A 14,338-nucleotide genomic window follows, 5' to 3' on the forward strand; every position below is an offset into this window, starting at 1 on the left:
TTTGATCCGGTGACGATACCGCAGTGGTCACACCTGTTCCCATCCCGAACACAGAAGTTAAGCACTGCAGGGGCGGACATAGCCTTTGGCAAAGTATGCACGCCGCCGGGTTCTCTTGAGAAGATCTATCCGATCTTCTCTTTTTTATATGTTTTGGAGGCAGGATTATTCGGAAGAATGCCTTCTTTTCGCGCTTTTACCGGTGTTTTTGCTGTAATTGCTTTTTTTCTGTGCGTATAATAATCAACGCGAGGCTTGATTATGAAAACTCTGATTATGAAAACAGAATCAAGGGAAGAAACGTGGCAGCTCGGCGAAAAGCTTGGGCGCCTGGTTCAACCCGACATGGTCTTTTTACTGCAGGGCGATCTCGGTGCCGGAAAGACCACGTTGACCCAGGGCATTGCCAAAGGTCTTGATATTACACGGAACGTTACCAGTCCTACCTTCAATATCCTGAAGATTTACCATGGACGCATGCCGCTGTATCACATCGATGCCTACCGGATGGAAGGTGTTTCGCAGGATCTTGGGCTGGATGAATTTCTCGATGATGACGGTCTAACGGTTATTGAATGGTCGCAGTTCATGCCCAATCTTGTACCGGATCAGTATCTGCGCATTTCCATTCATCTTCTCGATGGAGATGCCCGTGAGTTCACCTTTGAAGCCATCGGTGAGCGCTATGAGAAACTTCTGGAGGAACTGAAATGATTACACTATGCATGGATACGAGCTCGACCTTTCTGGTGCTGGCCCTGATCAAGGATCATCAGCTGATCGGCCATGTGCAGAAGTCCTGCTGGAAACATCAGTCGGAAGAAATCTTTCCTGAACTTACGGCTATGATGGACCGCAATGGTCTGAAGCCTTCTGAAATCGATCAGGTCGTTGTGTCCAAGGGCCCGGGAAGCTATACCGGCGTACGCATTGCCATGACGATTGCCAAGGTGTTCTGCGCCATGGGAAATAAGCCGATTTACACCGTTCCGACGCTGGAACTGTTTGCAGGAAAAGCAGCGCATGTACGTGTACTTTTGGACGCGCGCGGTCAGCGTGTCTATACAGCTGTCTATGAAAACGGTCAGCTGCAGGGAGATATCAGTGTGCAGTCCTGCGCAGATATTGCCGGCGAATGCGGATCGGAAAATATTGTCGGCGACGGACATCTTGTGAATCGTGAAGATGTGTGGCCGGATCTTGCTCAGCATTTCCTTGATCTTGAAGGTCAATGGCATCTGGAGCCGAATGTTCATCTTGTGAAGCCGGTCTATCTGAAGTCGACGACAGCCTATCTGACCGGCATCCATTGATCCGTCGTCTGACGATGGACGACCTTGACGCAATCCTTCATCTGGAATCGGATGCCTTTCCAAAAGATCCCTGGCCGAAAAAGGAGATCGTCTATGAGCTGCAGGAAAATCCCTATGCCCTGCTTGCGGGGGAAGAGAGGAATGGCAGGCTTGTCGGTTATTGCGATCTCTGGATCATGTATGAGCAGGCCCAGGTGGCGAACATCGCAGTTTCTCCTTCCGTTCAGCGGCAGGGGATCGGTGCTTCACTGATGGACTGGATGGTGTCCGCCGCGATTGAGGCGGGATGTGAGAATCTTTCGCTGGAGGTGCGTCTCAGCAACCTGCCGGCGTTGCGTCTGTATGAGAAATACGGGTTTCTTCAGGCAAATATCCGCCGCCATTATTATGAGGATGGGGAGGATGCCTATCTGATGGTAAAACCCTTGGGAGGATTAGAAAATGACAGCGATACTGGCAATTGAAACGAGCTGCGACGAAACGGCATGCGCCGTGGTACGGGATGGGAAGGAAATTCTTTCCAGCGTCGTCTCCAGTCAGATCAATGTGCATACGCTCTATGGCGGCGTTGTGCCGGAAGTGGCGAGCCGCATCCATGTCGAAAACATTTCGGCAGTCATTCAGGAGGCTGTGAAGCGTTCCGGTCTTTCGATGGATGAGATCGATGCGATTGCCTATACGCGGGGACCGGGCCTGATCGGTTCGCTCCATGTCGGTGTGCAGGCGGCCAAGACACTTGCCTGGCAGTTTGACAAGAAGCTTCTTCCGATCAACCACATGACGGGACATATCTACGCCAACCGCTTTGCGATCGATCATGATCTGCAGTTTCCGCTGCTGGCTCTGGTGATCTCGGGCGGCCATACGCAGCTGGTATGGATGCCGGATGATTATACATTCCACATCATCGGTACGACGATGGATGATGCGATCGGTGAGGCCTATGACAAGGTTTCCCGTGTTCTTGGGACAGGCTATCCGGGCGGCCCGGTCATCGATAAGATGGCCAAGCTTGGCAAGCCGCATTACACGCTGAAGGAGCCGCATGTGGAAGGTGCCTACAACTTCAGCTTCTCTGGTCTTAAGACGTCGGTGACACAGATGATCGCCCGTGAAGAAAAGGCAGGCAATCCGATCATCAAGGAAGATGTTGCCTATGCCTTCCAGGAGACGGCCCTGGGCGCAATGGTACGCAAGACGCTTGCGGCAGTCGGTGATCTTTCGCCGAAGATGGTAGTAACGGCCGGCGGCGTTGCGGCAAACAGCCGTCTGCGTGTGATGCTGGCGGATGGAATGAAACAGTATCCGGACATTGAACTGGTGCAGCCGCCGATCAAGTACTGCACCGATAATGCGGCGATGATCGGGGCAAGTGCCTATCCTGCCTATTGTCATGGACTGTTCGGTACGCTGGCAGATGCGGCGGATCCGTCGCTACCGATGCCGGGTGAAACAGAATAATTGTTAATTTGTACAATCCATCTTTATTCTCACTTTCACAAATGAATTCTGTTTGTGATAGGATTGTCTTTGTTAAACAAGCCAGGGGGCGACAAGATGGAAAAAACTAGAAGAGTACCTAAGGCGACGCTGCACCGTTATCCGATTTATCTGAAGGCACTGCGTAAGCTGAAAGCGGAAGGTGTGACAAGGATCATGTCCCGTGAGCTGGCGGATTATGTTGGCATTGAAAGTACAACGATCCGGCGGGATTTCAGTTTTCTTGGAAATCTTGGCAAGCAGGGATACGGTTACGAGGTCGATGATCTGATCCGGATTTTCTCCGGAGAGCTGGGAATGAACTTCGATGAGAAGATCATTCTGGTCGGCTGCGGAAACCTCGGCAAGGCCCTGCTCAATTACAATCGCTGGGATCATGTGGTCGGTGAAATTGTGTGTGCGTTCGACCTGTATCCGGAGAAGGTCAAGGGCGCCAGTGTTCCGGTATATGCGCTGAAGGATCTTCCGACGAATAAACCGGAAAGCTGCCGGATCGCGATCATGACGATTTCCCAGGATGTGCAGGAGACGGTGGATTTCCTTGTTGCCAATGGCATTACGGGAATCGTAAGCTTTGCCAATGAACACTTCAGTGTGCCTTCCAATGTAATTGTGAAACAGATTGATGTAGTATCGTCCATTCAGGAGCTGGTGTTTGAAGCCAATGAATCAACCCGCTCCGATAACAAGTGAATTAGCGAGGAGATAGAAAAAGATATGCTCACAGATATGACAGTCCGCGAACTGTATGAACTTACACAGAGCGGCACACAGATTGAGAAGGATCAGGTGGAATATGTGTTCCTGCAGGGCTGGATCCGTACCAATCGGGCGGGCAAGAATGTCAGCTTCATTGCCCTCAACGATGGCACCTATTTCAAGAATGCGCAGCTCGTGTATTCCAGCAGCCTGAAGAATTACGATGATGTGAGCAAATATCTGACCGGTACGGCGATCAGTGTGACGGGCAAATATGTTGTGACGCCGGATGCGCCGCAGCCGTTTGAGATTCAGGTGACGGAGATTGTTCTGGAAGGCAGCTGCGATGCAAGCTATCCGCTGCAGAAGAAGCGTCACTCCTTTGAATATCTTCGTGAGATCGGACATCTGCGTCCGCGTACCAATACATTCAGCGCCGTGTTCCGTGTTCGCAGCGTACTGGCCATGGCGATCCATGAATTCTTCCAGGATCAGGGTTTCGTATATGTCAATACACCGATCATTACGGGATCGGATGCGGAAGGTGCCGGTGAAATGTTTACGGTGACAACCCGCAAGGATGGCGACTACAGCAAGGATTTCTTCGGCAAGCATGCAAGTCTGTCGGTATCCGGTCAGCTGCAGGCAGAAGCCTTTGCGCTGGCGTTCCGCGATGTGTATACATTCGGTCCGACGTTCCGTGCTGAAAATTCCAATACGACGACACATGCGGCTGAGTTCTGGATGATTGAGCCGGAGATGGCGTTTGCGGATCTGCAGGATGATATGGATTTGATCGAAGACATGATTCAGTACTGCATTCAGTATGTGGAAGACAACTGCCCGGAGGAGATGAAGTTCTTCAATGAGCGCATTGATACGGGTCTGCTGGCACGTCTGGATCATGTGAAGAATACGCCATTCCGCAAGATGAGCTATACGGAAGGCATCGATCTGCTTCTGAAGGCGAAGGCGGACGGCTATCACTTCGACAATGACAACATTTACTGGGGCATGGATCTCAACAGTGAACATGAGCGGTATCTGTGCGAACAGGTCGCAAAAGGTCCGCTGTTCCTGACGGATTATCCGAAGGAAATCAAGGCTTTCTACATGCGTCTCAATGATGACGGTAAGACGGTAGCAGCGGTTGACTGCCTGGTGCCGGGCATCGGTGAAATCGTTGGCGGGTCGCAGCGTGAGGAGCGTCTCGATGTTCTGGAAGGCCGGATGAAGGAGCTTGGCATGAACCTTGACAGCTACCAGTGGTATCTGGATCTTCGCCGGTATGGCGGCTGCAAGCATGCGGGCTTCGGTCTTGGCTTTGAGCGCTTCGTCATGTATATGACGGGTATGGAGAATATCCGTGACGTCATTCCGTTTGCACGTACGCCGCGCAACCTGATGTTCTGATCGTTTCTATGGTATGATTCTGCGGGGACAGCGATGTCTTCGCAGTTTTTGTTTGTGGGTGAAAGATGTTATATCAGGCGAGTCATGTGAGCAAGTCCTTCGGTACGGAAGACGTCTTCGAGGACTGTACATTTGAAATCAAGGGAAAAGAGAAGATTGCCATCGTCGGCCGCAACGGCTGCGGGAAGACAACCTTTTTGAAGTGCATGTGCGGGGAGGAAAGCTTCGACGGGGGCAATGTGTCCCGGGCATCGGATACGGTCATCGGCTATCTTGCGCAGAAGGCGCTGGACAATGATGAGGAGACGGTCCGTGACGCTCTGAAGCGTGTATTCGAGCATGTGTTTGTGATTCAGCGGGAGATGAATGCGCTGGAGAAACAGATGGAGACGGATCATTCGGAGAAGCTGCTGAACCGCTATGCCAATCTGCAGGAGACGTTTGAGGCTCTCAACGGTTATAACTGGGAGTCGGAGATGTTTACGGTCTTTACAAAGTTCGGCTTTGAAAAGGAAGATCTGGACCGTAAAGTTGGCGAGTTCTCCGGGGGACAGAAGACGCGGATTGCGTTTGTCCGCCTTCTGCTGTCGAAGCCGGACATTCTTCTGCTGGATGAGCCGACGAACCATCTGGATCTGGAAACGATCGAGTGGCTGGAAGGCTATGTGAAGAAGTATCCGCGGGCGGTCGTCGTGGTGTCGCATGACCGTATGTTCCTGGATCATGTGGCGGATGTTGTCTACGACATGGAGTACGGAAAGATGAAGCGCTATGCGGGCAATTATTCGTCCTATGTCGTGCAGAAGAAAAACGATATTGAGCGTCAGCAGGCGGCCTACGACCGTCAGCAGAAGGACATTCAGCGGCTGCAGACATTGATTGAGAAGTTCCGCTACAAGGCATCGAAGGCTGCCTTTGCCCAGTCCAAGATCAAGTATCTGGACAGGATGGAGAAACTGGATCCGGTGAAGGATGCGGATGAGAAGACGTTTCATGCGCATTTTACGCCACGGGTGAAAGGCGGTGAAAAGGTTCTGGAAGTGGAGAATCTTTCCATCGGCTATGATCATCCTCTCTGTACGATTGATCATCTGGAAATCCGCCGGGGTGACCGTCTGGCGATCCTGGGGCCCAACGGCACCGGGAAGTCGACCTTCGTGAAGACGCTCATGAACCTGATTCCATCACTGGGGGGGTCCTATCTGTTCGGGCATCAGATTGAGACGAGCTACTTTGACCAGCAGCTGGCGCAGTTTTCTTCCGGAAAGACGGTACTCGAGGAGCTTTGGGATGCGGCGCCGGATCTGGACCGGACGCAGGTGCGGTCGATTCTCGGCCAGTTTCTGTTTACGGCGGACGAGGTGTTCAAGAGCGTTGATGTGCTGTCCGGCGGTGAGAAGGTGCGGCTTTCGCTTGCGAAGCTTCTTCTGCAGCACAGCAATCTGCTGATCCTCGATGAGCCGACCAATCATCTGGATATTCCGGGGAAGGAAGCTCTGGAAGAGGCGCTCCATGATTTTTCGGGGACGATCATCTTTGTGTCGCACGATCGTTACTTTATTCAGCAGCTGAGTACGAAGATGCTGCTGATGCAGGATGGAAAGGCGACGCTGATTGATGAGAGCTATGCGTCCTATATGAACGGGGAAGATCCCAGCGCGAAGGCGGAAGCGGCACGTCAGCAGGAGGCGAAGCAGCCGGCTGACAATGAAAAGGTGAAGGGCCGGAAGGAAGTTGTGATGAGCCCGCAACTGCGTGAGCAGGAAATTGCGCGGCTGGAAAAGCAGATTACGGCGAAGGAGCAGGAGCTGGAGGATAACCGGGCGCTGCGGTTTGAGCCGGAATATTATCAGGATGCGCAGAAGATGGAGCAGCTGGATGAGCATATCGATGATATTCACAATGAGCTTGCGCATTTGTATGAGCGGTGGGAAAAGCTGAATTCCTGAAACTGAAATCGTGAAATCCTGTATAATAGTTTCGCATTTATAAAAAGGAGAGAAGAGAATCGTATGTCAAACTGCATTGTTGCACAGTCCGGCGGTCCTACGTCCGTCATCAACGCTACGGTTGCGGGCGTTGTGAAAGCCAACCAGCTCAATCCGCTGTATGAGCATGTATACGGCGGTTTGAATGGAATCGAAGGCATTCTTGCGGAGCGTTTCGTTGATCTGACCAACATGAGCGATGAGGAGAACCTGGTTCTTCGTCAGACGCCGTCTTCCGCTCTGGGGTCCTGCCGTTATAAGCTGAAGCGTGATAATGTTGCGGATTTCGAGAAGATCATCGCAATCATGGACAAGTATGACATTGAGACGATGTTCTATACGGGTGGAAATGATTCGATGGATACGGTCGCGGCTCTGAGTGAGTATGCCCGTAAGCATAACATTACGAATCATCGTTTTGTCGGCTGCCCGAAGACGGTTGATAACGATCTGATGATCACGGATCACTGCCCGGGATTTGCGTCTGCGGCGAAGTTCATTGCGACGACGGCACTTCAGTCTTGGCTGGATGTCAATGTTTATCCGGCTTCCCGTCAGGAAGTGTTCATTCTTGAGACAATGGGCCGTGATGCGGGCTGGCTGGCCGCAAGCGCTTGCCTGTCGGGGCATGTGGATGTCCTGATTGTTCCGGAAGTTCCGTTTGACAAGGAAAAGGTTCTTGCCCGTATCAAGAGAATCGTTGATGAGAAGGCAAAGTGCTATGTCGTTGTTTCGGAAGGTGCGCGCTATGCGGATGGCACGTATCTGGCAGCCGGTGAGGCAAAGAACGATAAGTTCGGTCATGCGGTACTCGGCGGTGCAGCCAAGGCTCTGGAAGCGATGATTCTGGAGGCAGGTGTTGCGCCCCGCTGCAAGGTACAGGATCTTTCGACCGCTCAGCGCTGCCATGCGACGGAGCAGTCGCTGGTTGATGTGACGGAGTCCTTCAACCTCGGCATGAGCGCTCATATGCATACGGCGGATAAGAACTTCACGGGTAAGATGGTTGGCATCAAGCGCCGTCCGGGGGAGAAGTATGATGTTGAGTACTTCGCAATCGATGCGGACAAGGTCGCAAACTATGTCAAGAACTTCCCGAAGGAGTGGCTGCTGGATGATTATGCGGGTCTGAAGCAGGAGGGCTATGATTATCTGCGTCCGCTGATTCAGGGTACGCCGGTCATCATCTACAAGGATGGTCTGCCTGCCTACGTTACGCCGTATTACATGCGGTAATATCGTTCAATAGAGACACAATTACGGAAACAGAAGAAGCCGGGTCAGTGCTGATCCGGTTTTTTTCATCTTCACGGTAAGGAAGACGCAAAAGAAAAGCAGGAGAAACTCCTGCCGGTAGAACATAATCAGGAACCGAGGCCGCCGATGACCTTGATGACTACAAAGATGATGGCAATCCAGATCAGGGTGCGAAGAACGGATCCGATGATGCCGGACATGCCGGTATGCATGCGTGCACGGTCTTCGGCCATGATTTCTTCTTCTTTGACTTTTTCTTCTTCGTCCAGTTCACGGTCTTCGTTGCGGCGGACAAATTCTTTCAGATCTTGCATAAGTACCTCGACAGGGTTATTCTAATCGCTAACTTCAGACGGTTGTATCAGAATCGAAATAATCTACTATGTGTCGATATCTTCCAGTATGCAGTGAAGGGAGCGAGAATATGAAATTAACCCCGTTTTTTTGACCCCAAATCACGGAAAAGTGATGTAAATGGTAAAAGAAAACCGCCTGGAAACGGACTTTCTAAGCGGTTTTTATAGTATGGCGGAGAAGGAGCCATTTAATACATCTTATAGTTCACCTGTAAAAATGCCATAATTTTTGATTATTATGCGCTTTTCCATCAGCTTTTTTGGAGAACTTACATGCGGTCACTATTTGTTCATTTGCGGTTCGATGCACGAAATTTGCACGAAATCTATACCTTCCGGTTGTTCAGTGCTTCTTCGCGTTCTGCTTCCGAGGATCGAGCATAGTCCAGAGACTGGCCAAAGGAAGCATGGCCAAGGATGTCCTGTACGGTACGAGGTGCAACATTCGCCTGGATCAGAGAGGTTGACATGCTGTGCCGGCACATATACATATTGAACTTTACGCCAGCACGCTTCGCGGTATGAAAGACGAAGGTTGATAAGGTTGATATTTCAAAGGGCAGACCATCGGCATCATAGAACAGGTGCTCATCTGGGAGATCCTGCAGCATCTTTTCTACGATCGGCATCAGCTCATCACAGATCGGAATGATCCGAATGCTGTTGACGGTCTTCGTGGCCACGATCTGGCGCATTTCCGAGCCAGTAGAGCCAACGGCCTTGCTGACTGATATAAATCTACCTGCGAGGTTAAAATCGCTCCTATTCAGCGCGAATGCCTCCGACGGGCGCATTCCTGTGTACCACATGACGTACAGTGCGTATATGATCCGCTTCTTCCGGTGCATTCCCGTTTTATCGCGTGTGTACTTCAGACTTTTCTCAAGGAAGCTCATGTATTTCATGAAATCTTCCTCACTGATCGTGACAGGCTTCTTTTCAGCGGTTTCCTTCGGTTTCCGGTCCTTCGGGATAACAATCGAGAGAGTTTTATCAGCAACCGGGATCTCCAGCATGGCGGCCACACGATAGATCTGCCTCCAAACGGCCAGCGACTTCTGGGTCGAATCCAGCGAATAGTTATTGATGGAATAGTTGATTGATTCCTGAATGTCGGATGCCTTGATATCTGTGATCGGGACGGATCCGTACTTCTTGATGCAATGCTCATAGGATTCATCATGCCGACGCTTGGTCTTCAGAGATGAATTGAATAGCTTTGCTGTCTGCATGTACAGCTCATCTACCGTCGGGCTGTGCCTGATCGTCGGCCCCTTCTGGATATCTTTTAACGCCTGATTCCGGATCATAACCGCTGCGGCCATCGCATCCGCTGCAGAAGGATATTCCGCAACGTTAACATTCTTGGAGAAGTGATTGCGCTTCTTTCCTTCGCCAGCGTAAAAGATTGACACGTTCAAATAATGGCCGGTCTTGGTCTTCTTCTCGGTGATATACTTTTCGTGTTTCATGTTTCTTCTTTCTTGCCCTTTGCGGTGGCACCCGCGGGGGCATTTTCTTATCGGATGAAAAGCCATTTTTGGCCTGGGTGAGAAATAAAAGGATGCCTCCGGCAGAGGCATCCAGTCAGCGGCGTATAGCCGATATAATTTGAACAGTGGCGCAATGGCCAAGATCCAACATTATTCTTGCCTGAATTCTCTGCTTTGTCAATTTGGTAGAATAGCAAAACGTATTTTCATTTCCCCATCCTCAGGACCTGCCGGCCTAAGATCCGGAAGCACTCGTTTTCGGGAGAGATAATGATGGGCTGGTATTTGTCATTGGCGGGCATCAGCATGACAGATCCGCCGATCCGGGAGAATTTCTTACAGGTGGCAATGTTTTCATCAATGCAGAAGCATCCGATCTGGCCATTATCCAGTGCGGCTGTCTTCTCAAACACTAATAGATCTCCATCGAAAATCCCGACACCCTCCATCGAATCACCGGAGGCGTACTGGGCGAAGTATTCAGCGGACTTGGAGGGGAGCATGGCAAGGGGAACGGAAACATGGCCAATCACTTCATCCTCAACAAAGAGTCCAGTGCCACAAGACAGGGCACCGTAGATCAGAATGTCTCGGACAGGCTCTTCATGAGGAAGAGATACGGAGACGTTACTATCTTCGATGCCTAAAATTATTGTGGGAGAAATGCGCAATATTTCCGCATATTTAGCAATCTGGGATCTTTTCATGTCTTTAATTGCACCAGTTTCCCATTTTCTAACAGTGCTTTTACCAACCCCAACATAATTACCGACATCCTCCAGAGTCAATCCAAGCGCAAGACGGCGGGCTTTTAATTTTTCGTTTAGCGTCATAATAATTCTCCTATTTGAGTATCCTCATTTTATTTGTGGAGTGTCACATATGCAACACGGCAAAGCAAAAAAGTAGATTAAAGTGTCATTTATGAGTTGACAGCAAAAACCACATGCGATACATTTGAAGTATCCAAAAAGACACAGAAAGGAGGGAAAGCCATGAACATGAATCTGTTGAAGGCTAGAATGATCCAAAACAACACCTCTGCAGAAGAGCTGTCAAAAGCCATCGGCATCAGTAAAGCGTCTTTTTATCGCAAGATAAGTTCAAAGACGGAGTTCACGAGAGATGAAATTAGCGACATTTCGCGCATCCTATCTCTCGACGCTTCTGATGTCATGGCTATTTTTTTTGGAAATGAAGTGTCCTAAAAGACACGCAGAACCAGAAAAAAGGCCGCCAAGAGGCTGGCGACCAATGATCTGACCGGATCATCAACATTATAGCCTCTAGAAATGAGGAAACATGGAATTAATTGAAGTTTCAAAGCTCAAAAGGCTGACGGCGGTGCGCGCAAGCGGAATTAAGACAGGCTACTGGTCAGCGCACAAGAAGGAAGAACTGGTGCAGAGGCTTGGCGAGTATGAAGACCTCGGATACAGCCCGGAAGAGTTAAAGGCAATGCTCCGTGATCGGGAGGCTGAATCATGACTACCAGCATCAAGGAACTGCCGGAGGCTCCAGTCACTTCCCTGAATGTAACGGTCAACACCGAAGCATTGGATGAGCGGATTGCCAAACTCACTCAGCTCGATTACCAGCTGGACAAGAAGATTTCTCAGCTGCAGCAGATGCCGTTCATGGACAGCGATGGCCAGTCATCAGGTGAGATGAAGATCTACACCACGGAGGAGCTGGCGAAGAAGCTCGGAAGATCTAAGAACTACGTCAGCAAGCTGTTCCGTCTTGGCCTGCTTCACGGCATGGTCATGGGGCCGTCTCACTTATTCAGTGACGATGATCTTCGGGAGTTCTGGGATACCTATCGGGGGTTCGATCTGGGCACTGTGCAAAAGATGAAACTGGCCAAACAGATTGTGTCCAAGCAGGAAAAGGGTCGGAAAGACTAGAAAAGAGGAAAGCGAAAATGATGAATCAAGTAAATGACTTTATGAATGAATACATCGGCGAGGACTGGAAGAATCTCGCGATTCAGTCGATGCTGATCGGCTTCGGGCTCTCATGCTTGGTGTTTCTCTTCACCGTGATGGTGTGCAGCGGGATCTGAGCATGACGGAAAAGGAAAGAAGAGAAGTATTCAACGATCCGGATAACTGGTCACCATCATTGGAGTTTCCATCCAATGGCATGATCAGAGTCTTGGCGTTCGAGCTCTATGGGTTGATGGTTTACAAGCTGCAGATTTACACCAGTGTGTTCTACTTGCTTGACAATCACACTCATGAATATGTGCCAGGCTGGGAGACGAAGTTCATGTTTCGTAGAAATGGTGAACAGCTTGAGCTCATCAGCATGACAGATGTCTGGAAGCTGATGAAGGAAGCAGAGAGGAAGGGAAACGAATGATCTACTGCAATTTCACAGATAAAAGTCGACCTGCAAAATGTCAGATCACCGGAAAAGGTGCAGAAATCAGAGATGAGCTGTCAGCGATCCTTATTGAGCTGCTTAATACCGGCATTGGTGAGCATCTTATCCATGACGCATACCGCCAAGCCTTTGATCCGGAATGGCAGGAAACCTTCGACAAAGAGATCCGAGAATTCCCTGATCTGAACCGGAGAAGATCATGAACCACGGAATAATCATCGCCCTCGCTGCACTTGATGTCATCCTCGGCATCCTGCTCTACGTGACGATCCGTCAGATCCAGACGATCACGGCGGCAATGGATGCGATTGACAAGATGGCTTGTGAGGCGGCTGCCAAAGCAGACCGCAATAGTCACAGGATCGAGGACTGCTGCAAAGCGATCCAGCTAATCAGCAGAGACACATCAGAGGCTTACAAGATCGCGTCAGAATGTCGAAATGAACTGACAAGGCAACACATGATCATGCGCAAGGAGACGGAAAAATGACGGAAATGGAAATGAAAATCATGGACGCAAGGATTGAGATCAGCCTTGCAATGGGGTGTCTCGAGTGGGCAAAGATGATTGTCCCCAGTTCCATTGATAAATCCGTTTGTGACCACATTAATCAGCGCATCGCCGGCCTTGAGAAAGCCTTGGCGATACTCAAAGGGCTGGAGAAAGCCGATGTACATGGATCTGAGCAAAATTAACGGCTGGGCGGTGCAGAACCTGCGGCAGTATGGCAACAGCCTGCTTCCTCCGGAGCTGATCAGAGAGTTTGGAATCGATAAGATCGAGGGCGTGCTTGCCACGATCATCGATGAGCCGGTCTTGATCGAAAAGAAGCATTACCCGCGAGAACAGTTGTCATTCGGTCATTCTGTTGGAAAACGCGGATACTACTACATCGCCCGCACGCCCAGAGATCCGATCGTTGAGAAAGAGAAATGGATGGCAAGAAATGATCAACATCGATGAACTGGCGGAAGAATGGTACGCCAAATATGATCCGGCTTTCTACCCGGATGAAGACGATGATCCCGTACCTGATTATCGGGATTGTGACGAATATGAAGAATTCAAAGAATTAAGAGAGTGGGAGGAAACAAAATGAATCAGGAAAACACAGTTAAGATTACAAGCCTCGAGCTTGAAAATGTGAAGCGCGTCAAGGCTGTAAAGATCGAGCCGACGGAGACCGGATTGACCGTGATCGGCGGCAAAAACAATCAGGGGAAAACATCGATTCTTGATGCTATTACGTGGGCACTTGGCGGAGATAAGTACAAGCCATCTCAGCCTAAGCGTGAAGGATCAATGGTGGATCCTCATATTCAGATCCAGCTTTCAAACGGGATCCTGGTAGAACGTTCTGGCAAAAACAGCGCATTGAAAGTGACTGATACTACTGGAAGAAAAGCAGGTCAGAAATTGTTAGACACATTCATTTCCTCATTTGCGCTGGATCTCCCGAAGTTTATCAATTCGAGTGCGAAGGAAAAGGCAAACACTCTGCTGCAGATCATCGGAGTCGGTGATGAANTTACAAGAAATTGGTGGAAGGCGGCATCAATCCGCGCACTCAAGACTATGGCGCAGTGCGCCGTGGCCATGCTGCCGGCAGCAGCAACAATCAGCGCAGTAGACTGGCAGACGGTTGTCGGGACGGCAGCGCTGTCGGGCGTTGTCTCCTTGCTGACTTCGATTGCCGGCCTGCCTGAAGTGCCGGAAGAAGACGACAATGCCTCCGAGGACTAGGTGGACCGGATATCTGTTCCGGACGAGCTGCATCCCTAAAACTGACGCACGGCGCTGAAGCAGCATAGCCATCCCAGCGTGTAGACCTCTCCTTTCTAACTTTGACCCTGCGTGGATGGCGCAGGGCCTTTTTTTTGTGGTTTTTGGGGATGGAAAGCCGTTAATGCACGAAAAAGTGAACGAAAAA

The 14,338-nt window shown here is 50.3% G+C and carries 22 protein-coding genes and 1 rRNA gene; 20 read left to right on the plus strand and 3 right to left on the minus strand.

Annotation, left to right across the window (positions count from 1 at the left end; all coding sequences use genetic code 11):
* Window positions 1–5: 5 nt before the first annotated feature.
* From rrf to C1714_RS07740, 9 genes are all read left to right on the plus strand, one after another.
* Window positions 6–111 (plus strand): 5S ribosomal RNA (gene rrf / locus C1714_RS07700).
* Between the two features lie 165 nt (window positions 112–276).
* Window positions 277–714, plus strand: a complete 438-nt coding sequence (gene tsaE / locus C1714_RS07705; protein WP_210115275.1) for a tRNA (adenosine(37)-N6)-threonylcarbamoyltransferase complex ATPase subunit type 1 TsaE — start codon at window positions 277–279, stop codon at window positions 712–714.
* Complete coding sequence (gene tsaB / locus C1714_RS07710; protein WP_102342637.1) at window positions 711–1,313, plus strand: tRNA (adenosine(37)-N6)-threonylcarbamoyltransferase complex dimerization subunit type 1 TsaB; 603 nt, start codon at window positions 711–713, stop codon at window positions 1,311–1,313. Before tsaE ends, tsaB begins: the two co-directional genes overlap by 4 nt.
* Window positions 1,310–1,777, plus strand: a complete 468-nt coding sequence (gene rimI, locus C1714_RS07715) for a ribosomal protein S18-alanine N-acetyltransferase (RefSeq protein ID WP_167849978.1) — start codon at window positions 1,310–1,312, stop codon at window positions 1,775–1,777. Before tsaB ends, rimI begins: the two co-directional genes overlap by 4 nt.
* Window positions 1,755–2,774: a tRNA (adenosine(37)-N6)-threonylcarbamoyltransferase complex transferase subunit TsaD gene (gene tsaD / locus C1714_RS07720; protein WP_102342638.1), complete on the plus strand. Its 1,020-nt coding sequence runs from the start codon at window positions 1,755–1,757 to the stop codon at window positions 2,772–2,774. Before rimI ends, tsaD begins: the two co-directional genes overlap by 23 nt.
* Before the next feature lie 96 nt (window positions 2,775–2,870).
* Window positions 2,871–3,506 carry a redox-sensing transcriptional repressor Rex gene (locus C1714_RS07725; protein ID WP_102342639.1) on the plus strand — a complete coding sequence of 212 codons (636 nt, stop codon included), beginning with the start codon at window positions 2,871–2,873 and terminating at the stop codon, window positions 3,504–3,506.
* Window positions 3,507–3,530: 24 nt separating this feature from the next.
* The gene (gene asnS / locus C1714_RS07730; RefSeq protein WP_102342640.1) at window positions 3,531–4,925 is read left to right on the plus strand and encodes an asparagine--tRNA ligase; all 1,395 of its coding nucleotides are present in this window, start codon (window positions 3,531–3,533) and stop codon (window positions 4,923–4,925) included.
* A gap of 65 nt (window positions 4,926–4,990) precedes the next feature.
* On the plus strand, window positions 4,991–6,874 hold the full coding sequence (abc-f, locus tag C1714_RS07735) for a ribosomal protection-like ABC-F family protein (protein WP_102342641.1): 1,884 nt from the start codon (window positions 4,991–4,993) through the stop codon (window positions 6,872–6,874).
* A gap of 63 nt (window positions 6,875–6,937) precedes the next feature.
* The gene (locus C1714_RS07740; RefSeq protein WP_102342642.1) at window positions 6,938–8,149 is read left to right on the plus strand and encodes a 6-phosphofructokinase; all 1,212 of its coding nucleotides are present in this window, start codon (window positions 6,938–6,940) and stop codon (window positions 8,147–8,149) included.
* Window positions 8,150–8,277: 128 nt separating this feature from the next.
* Here C1714_RS07740 and C1714_RS07745 read toward each other — a convergent pair whose 3' ends face one another.
* The 3 genes from C1714_RS07745 to C1714_RS07755 all read right to left on the minus strand — a co-directional run bounded on the left by C1714_RS07745 (window position 8,278) and on the right by C1714_RS07755 (window position 10,852).
* Window positions 8,278–8,484 (minus strand): hypothetical protein, encoded by a 207-nt coding sequence (locus C1714_RS07745; protein WP_102342643.1) that lies wholly within the window; start codon window positions 8,482–8,484, stop codon window positions 8,278–8,280.
* Between the two features lie 368 nt (window positions 8,485–8,852).
* Window positions 8,853–9,998: a tyrosine-type recombinase/integrase gene (locus C1714_RS07750; protein ID WP_167849979.1), complete on the minus strand. Its 1,146-nt coding sequence runs from the start codon at window positions 9,996–9,998 to the stop codon at window positions 8,853–8,855.
* A 227-nt stretch (window positions 9,999–10,225) separates the two neighbouring features.
* On the minus strand, window positions 10,226–10,852 hold the full coding sequence (locus C1714_RS07755) for a LexA family protein (RefSeq protein ID WP_102342645.1): 627 nt from the start codon (window positions 10,850–10,852) through the stop codon (window positions 10,226–10,228).
* 162 nt (window positions 10,853–11,014) lie between these two features.
* On the opposite strand from C1714_RS07755, the gene C1714_RS07760 reads away from it, so the two are divergent.
* From C1714_RS07760 to C1714_RS07800, 11 genes are all read left to right on the plus strand, one after another.
* The gene (locus C1714_RS07760; protein ID WP_102342646.1) at window positions 11,015–11,227 is read left to right on the plus strand and encodes a helix-turn-helix domain-containing protein; all 213 of its coding nucleotides are present in this window, start codon (window positions 11,015–11,017) and stop codon (window positions 11,225–11,227) included.
* A gap of 94 nt (window positions 11,228–11,321) precedes the next feature.
* Window positions 11,322–11,507: a hypothetical protein gene (locus tag C1714_RS07765; RefSeq protein ID WP_102342647.1), complete on the plus strand. Its 186-nt coding sequence runs from the start codon at window positions 11,322–11,324 to the stop codon at window positions 11,505–11,507.
* Window positions 11,504–11,926, plus strand: coding sequence for a helix-turn-helix domain-containing protein (locus C1714_RS07770; RefSeq protein WP_102342648.1), 423 nt, complete (start codon window positions 11,504–11,506; stop codon window positions 11,924–11,926). The genes C1714_RS07765 and C1714_RS07770 overlap by 4 nt, the downstream gene beginning before the upstream one ends.
* Window positions 11,927–11,943: 17 nt before the next feature.
* Entirely contained in the window at window positions 11,944–12,084 is a 141-nt protein-coding gene (locus C1714_RS14030) for a hypothetical protein (RefSeq protein ID WP_167849980.1), read from the plus strand.
* A 2-nt stretch (window positions 12,085–12,086) separates the two neighbouring features.
* Entirely contained in the window at window positions 12,087–12,383 is a 297-nt protein-coding gene (locus C1714_RS07775; RefSeq protein WP_102342649.1) for a hypothetical protein, read from the plus strand.
* Window positions 12,380–12,610, plus strand: a complete 231-nt coding sequence (locus C1714_RS07780) for a hypothetical protein (protein WP_102342650.1) — start codon at window positions 12,380–12,382, stop codon at window positions 12,608–12,610. Before C1714_RS07775 ends, C1714_RS07780 begins: the two co-directional genes overlap by 4 nt.
* Window positions 12,607–12,897 carry a hypothetical protein gene (locus C1714_RS07785; protein ID WP_102342651.1) on the plus strand — a complete coding sequence of 97 codons (291 nt, stop codon included), beginning with the start codon at window positions 12,607–12,609 and terminating at the stop codon, window positions 12,895–12,897. Before C1714_RS07780 ends, C1714_RS07785 begins: the two co-directional genes overlap by 4 nt.
* Window positions 12,894–13,103: a hypothetical protein gene (locus tag C1714_RS07790; protein WP_102341271.1), complete on the plus strand. Its 210-nt coding sequence runs from the start codon at window positions 12,894–12,896 to the stop codon at window positions 13,101–13,103. The genes C1714_RS07785 and C1714_RS07790 overlap by 4 nt, the downstream gene beginning before the upstream one ends.
* Window positions 13,084–13,371: a hypothetical protein gene (locus tag C1714_RS07795; protein ID WP_135567848.1), complete on the plus strand. Its 288-nt coding sequence runs from the start codon at window positions 13,084–13,086 to the stop codon at window positions 13,369–13,371. The genes C1714_RS07790 and C1714_RS07795 overlap by 20 nt, the downstream gene beginning before the upstream one ends.
* A complete protein-coding gene (locus C1714_RS14035) occupies window positions 13,355–13,507 on the plus strand; it encodes a hypothetical protein (RefSeq protein ID WP_167849981.1) in 153 nt (50 codons plus the stop codon). The genes C1714_RS07795 and C1714_RS14035 overlap by 17 nt, the downstream gene beginning before the upstream one ends.
* Window positions 13,504–14,151 (plus strand): holin, encoded by a 648-nt coding sequence (locus tag C1714_RS07800; protein WP_102342652.1) that lies wholly within the window; start codon window positions 13,504–13,506, stop codon window positions 14,149–14,151. The genes C1714_RS14035 and C1714_RS07800 overlap by 4 nt, the downstream gene beginning before the upstream one ends.
* Window positions 14,152–14,338: the final 187 nt, after the last annotated feature.

Source organism: Galactobacillus timonensis, assembly GCF_900240265.1.
In the GTDB taxonomy this organism is placed as follows: domain Bacteria; phylum Bacillota_I; class Bacilli_A; order Erysipelotrichales; family Erysipelotrichaceae; genus Bulleidia; species Bulleidia timonensis.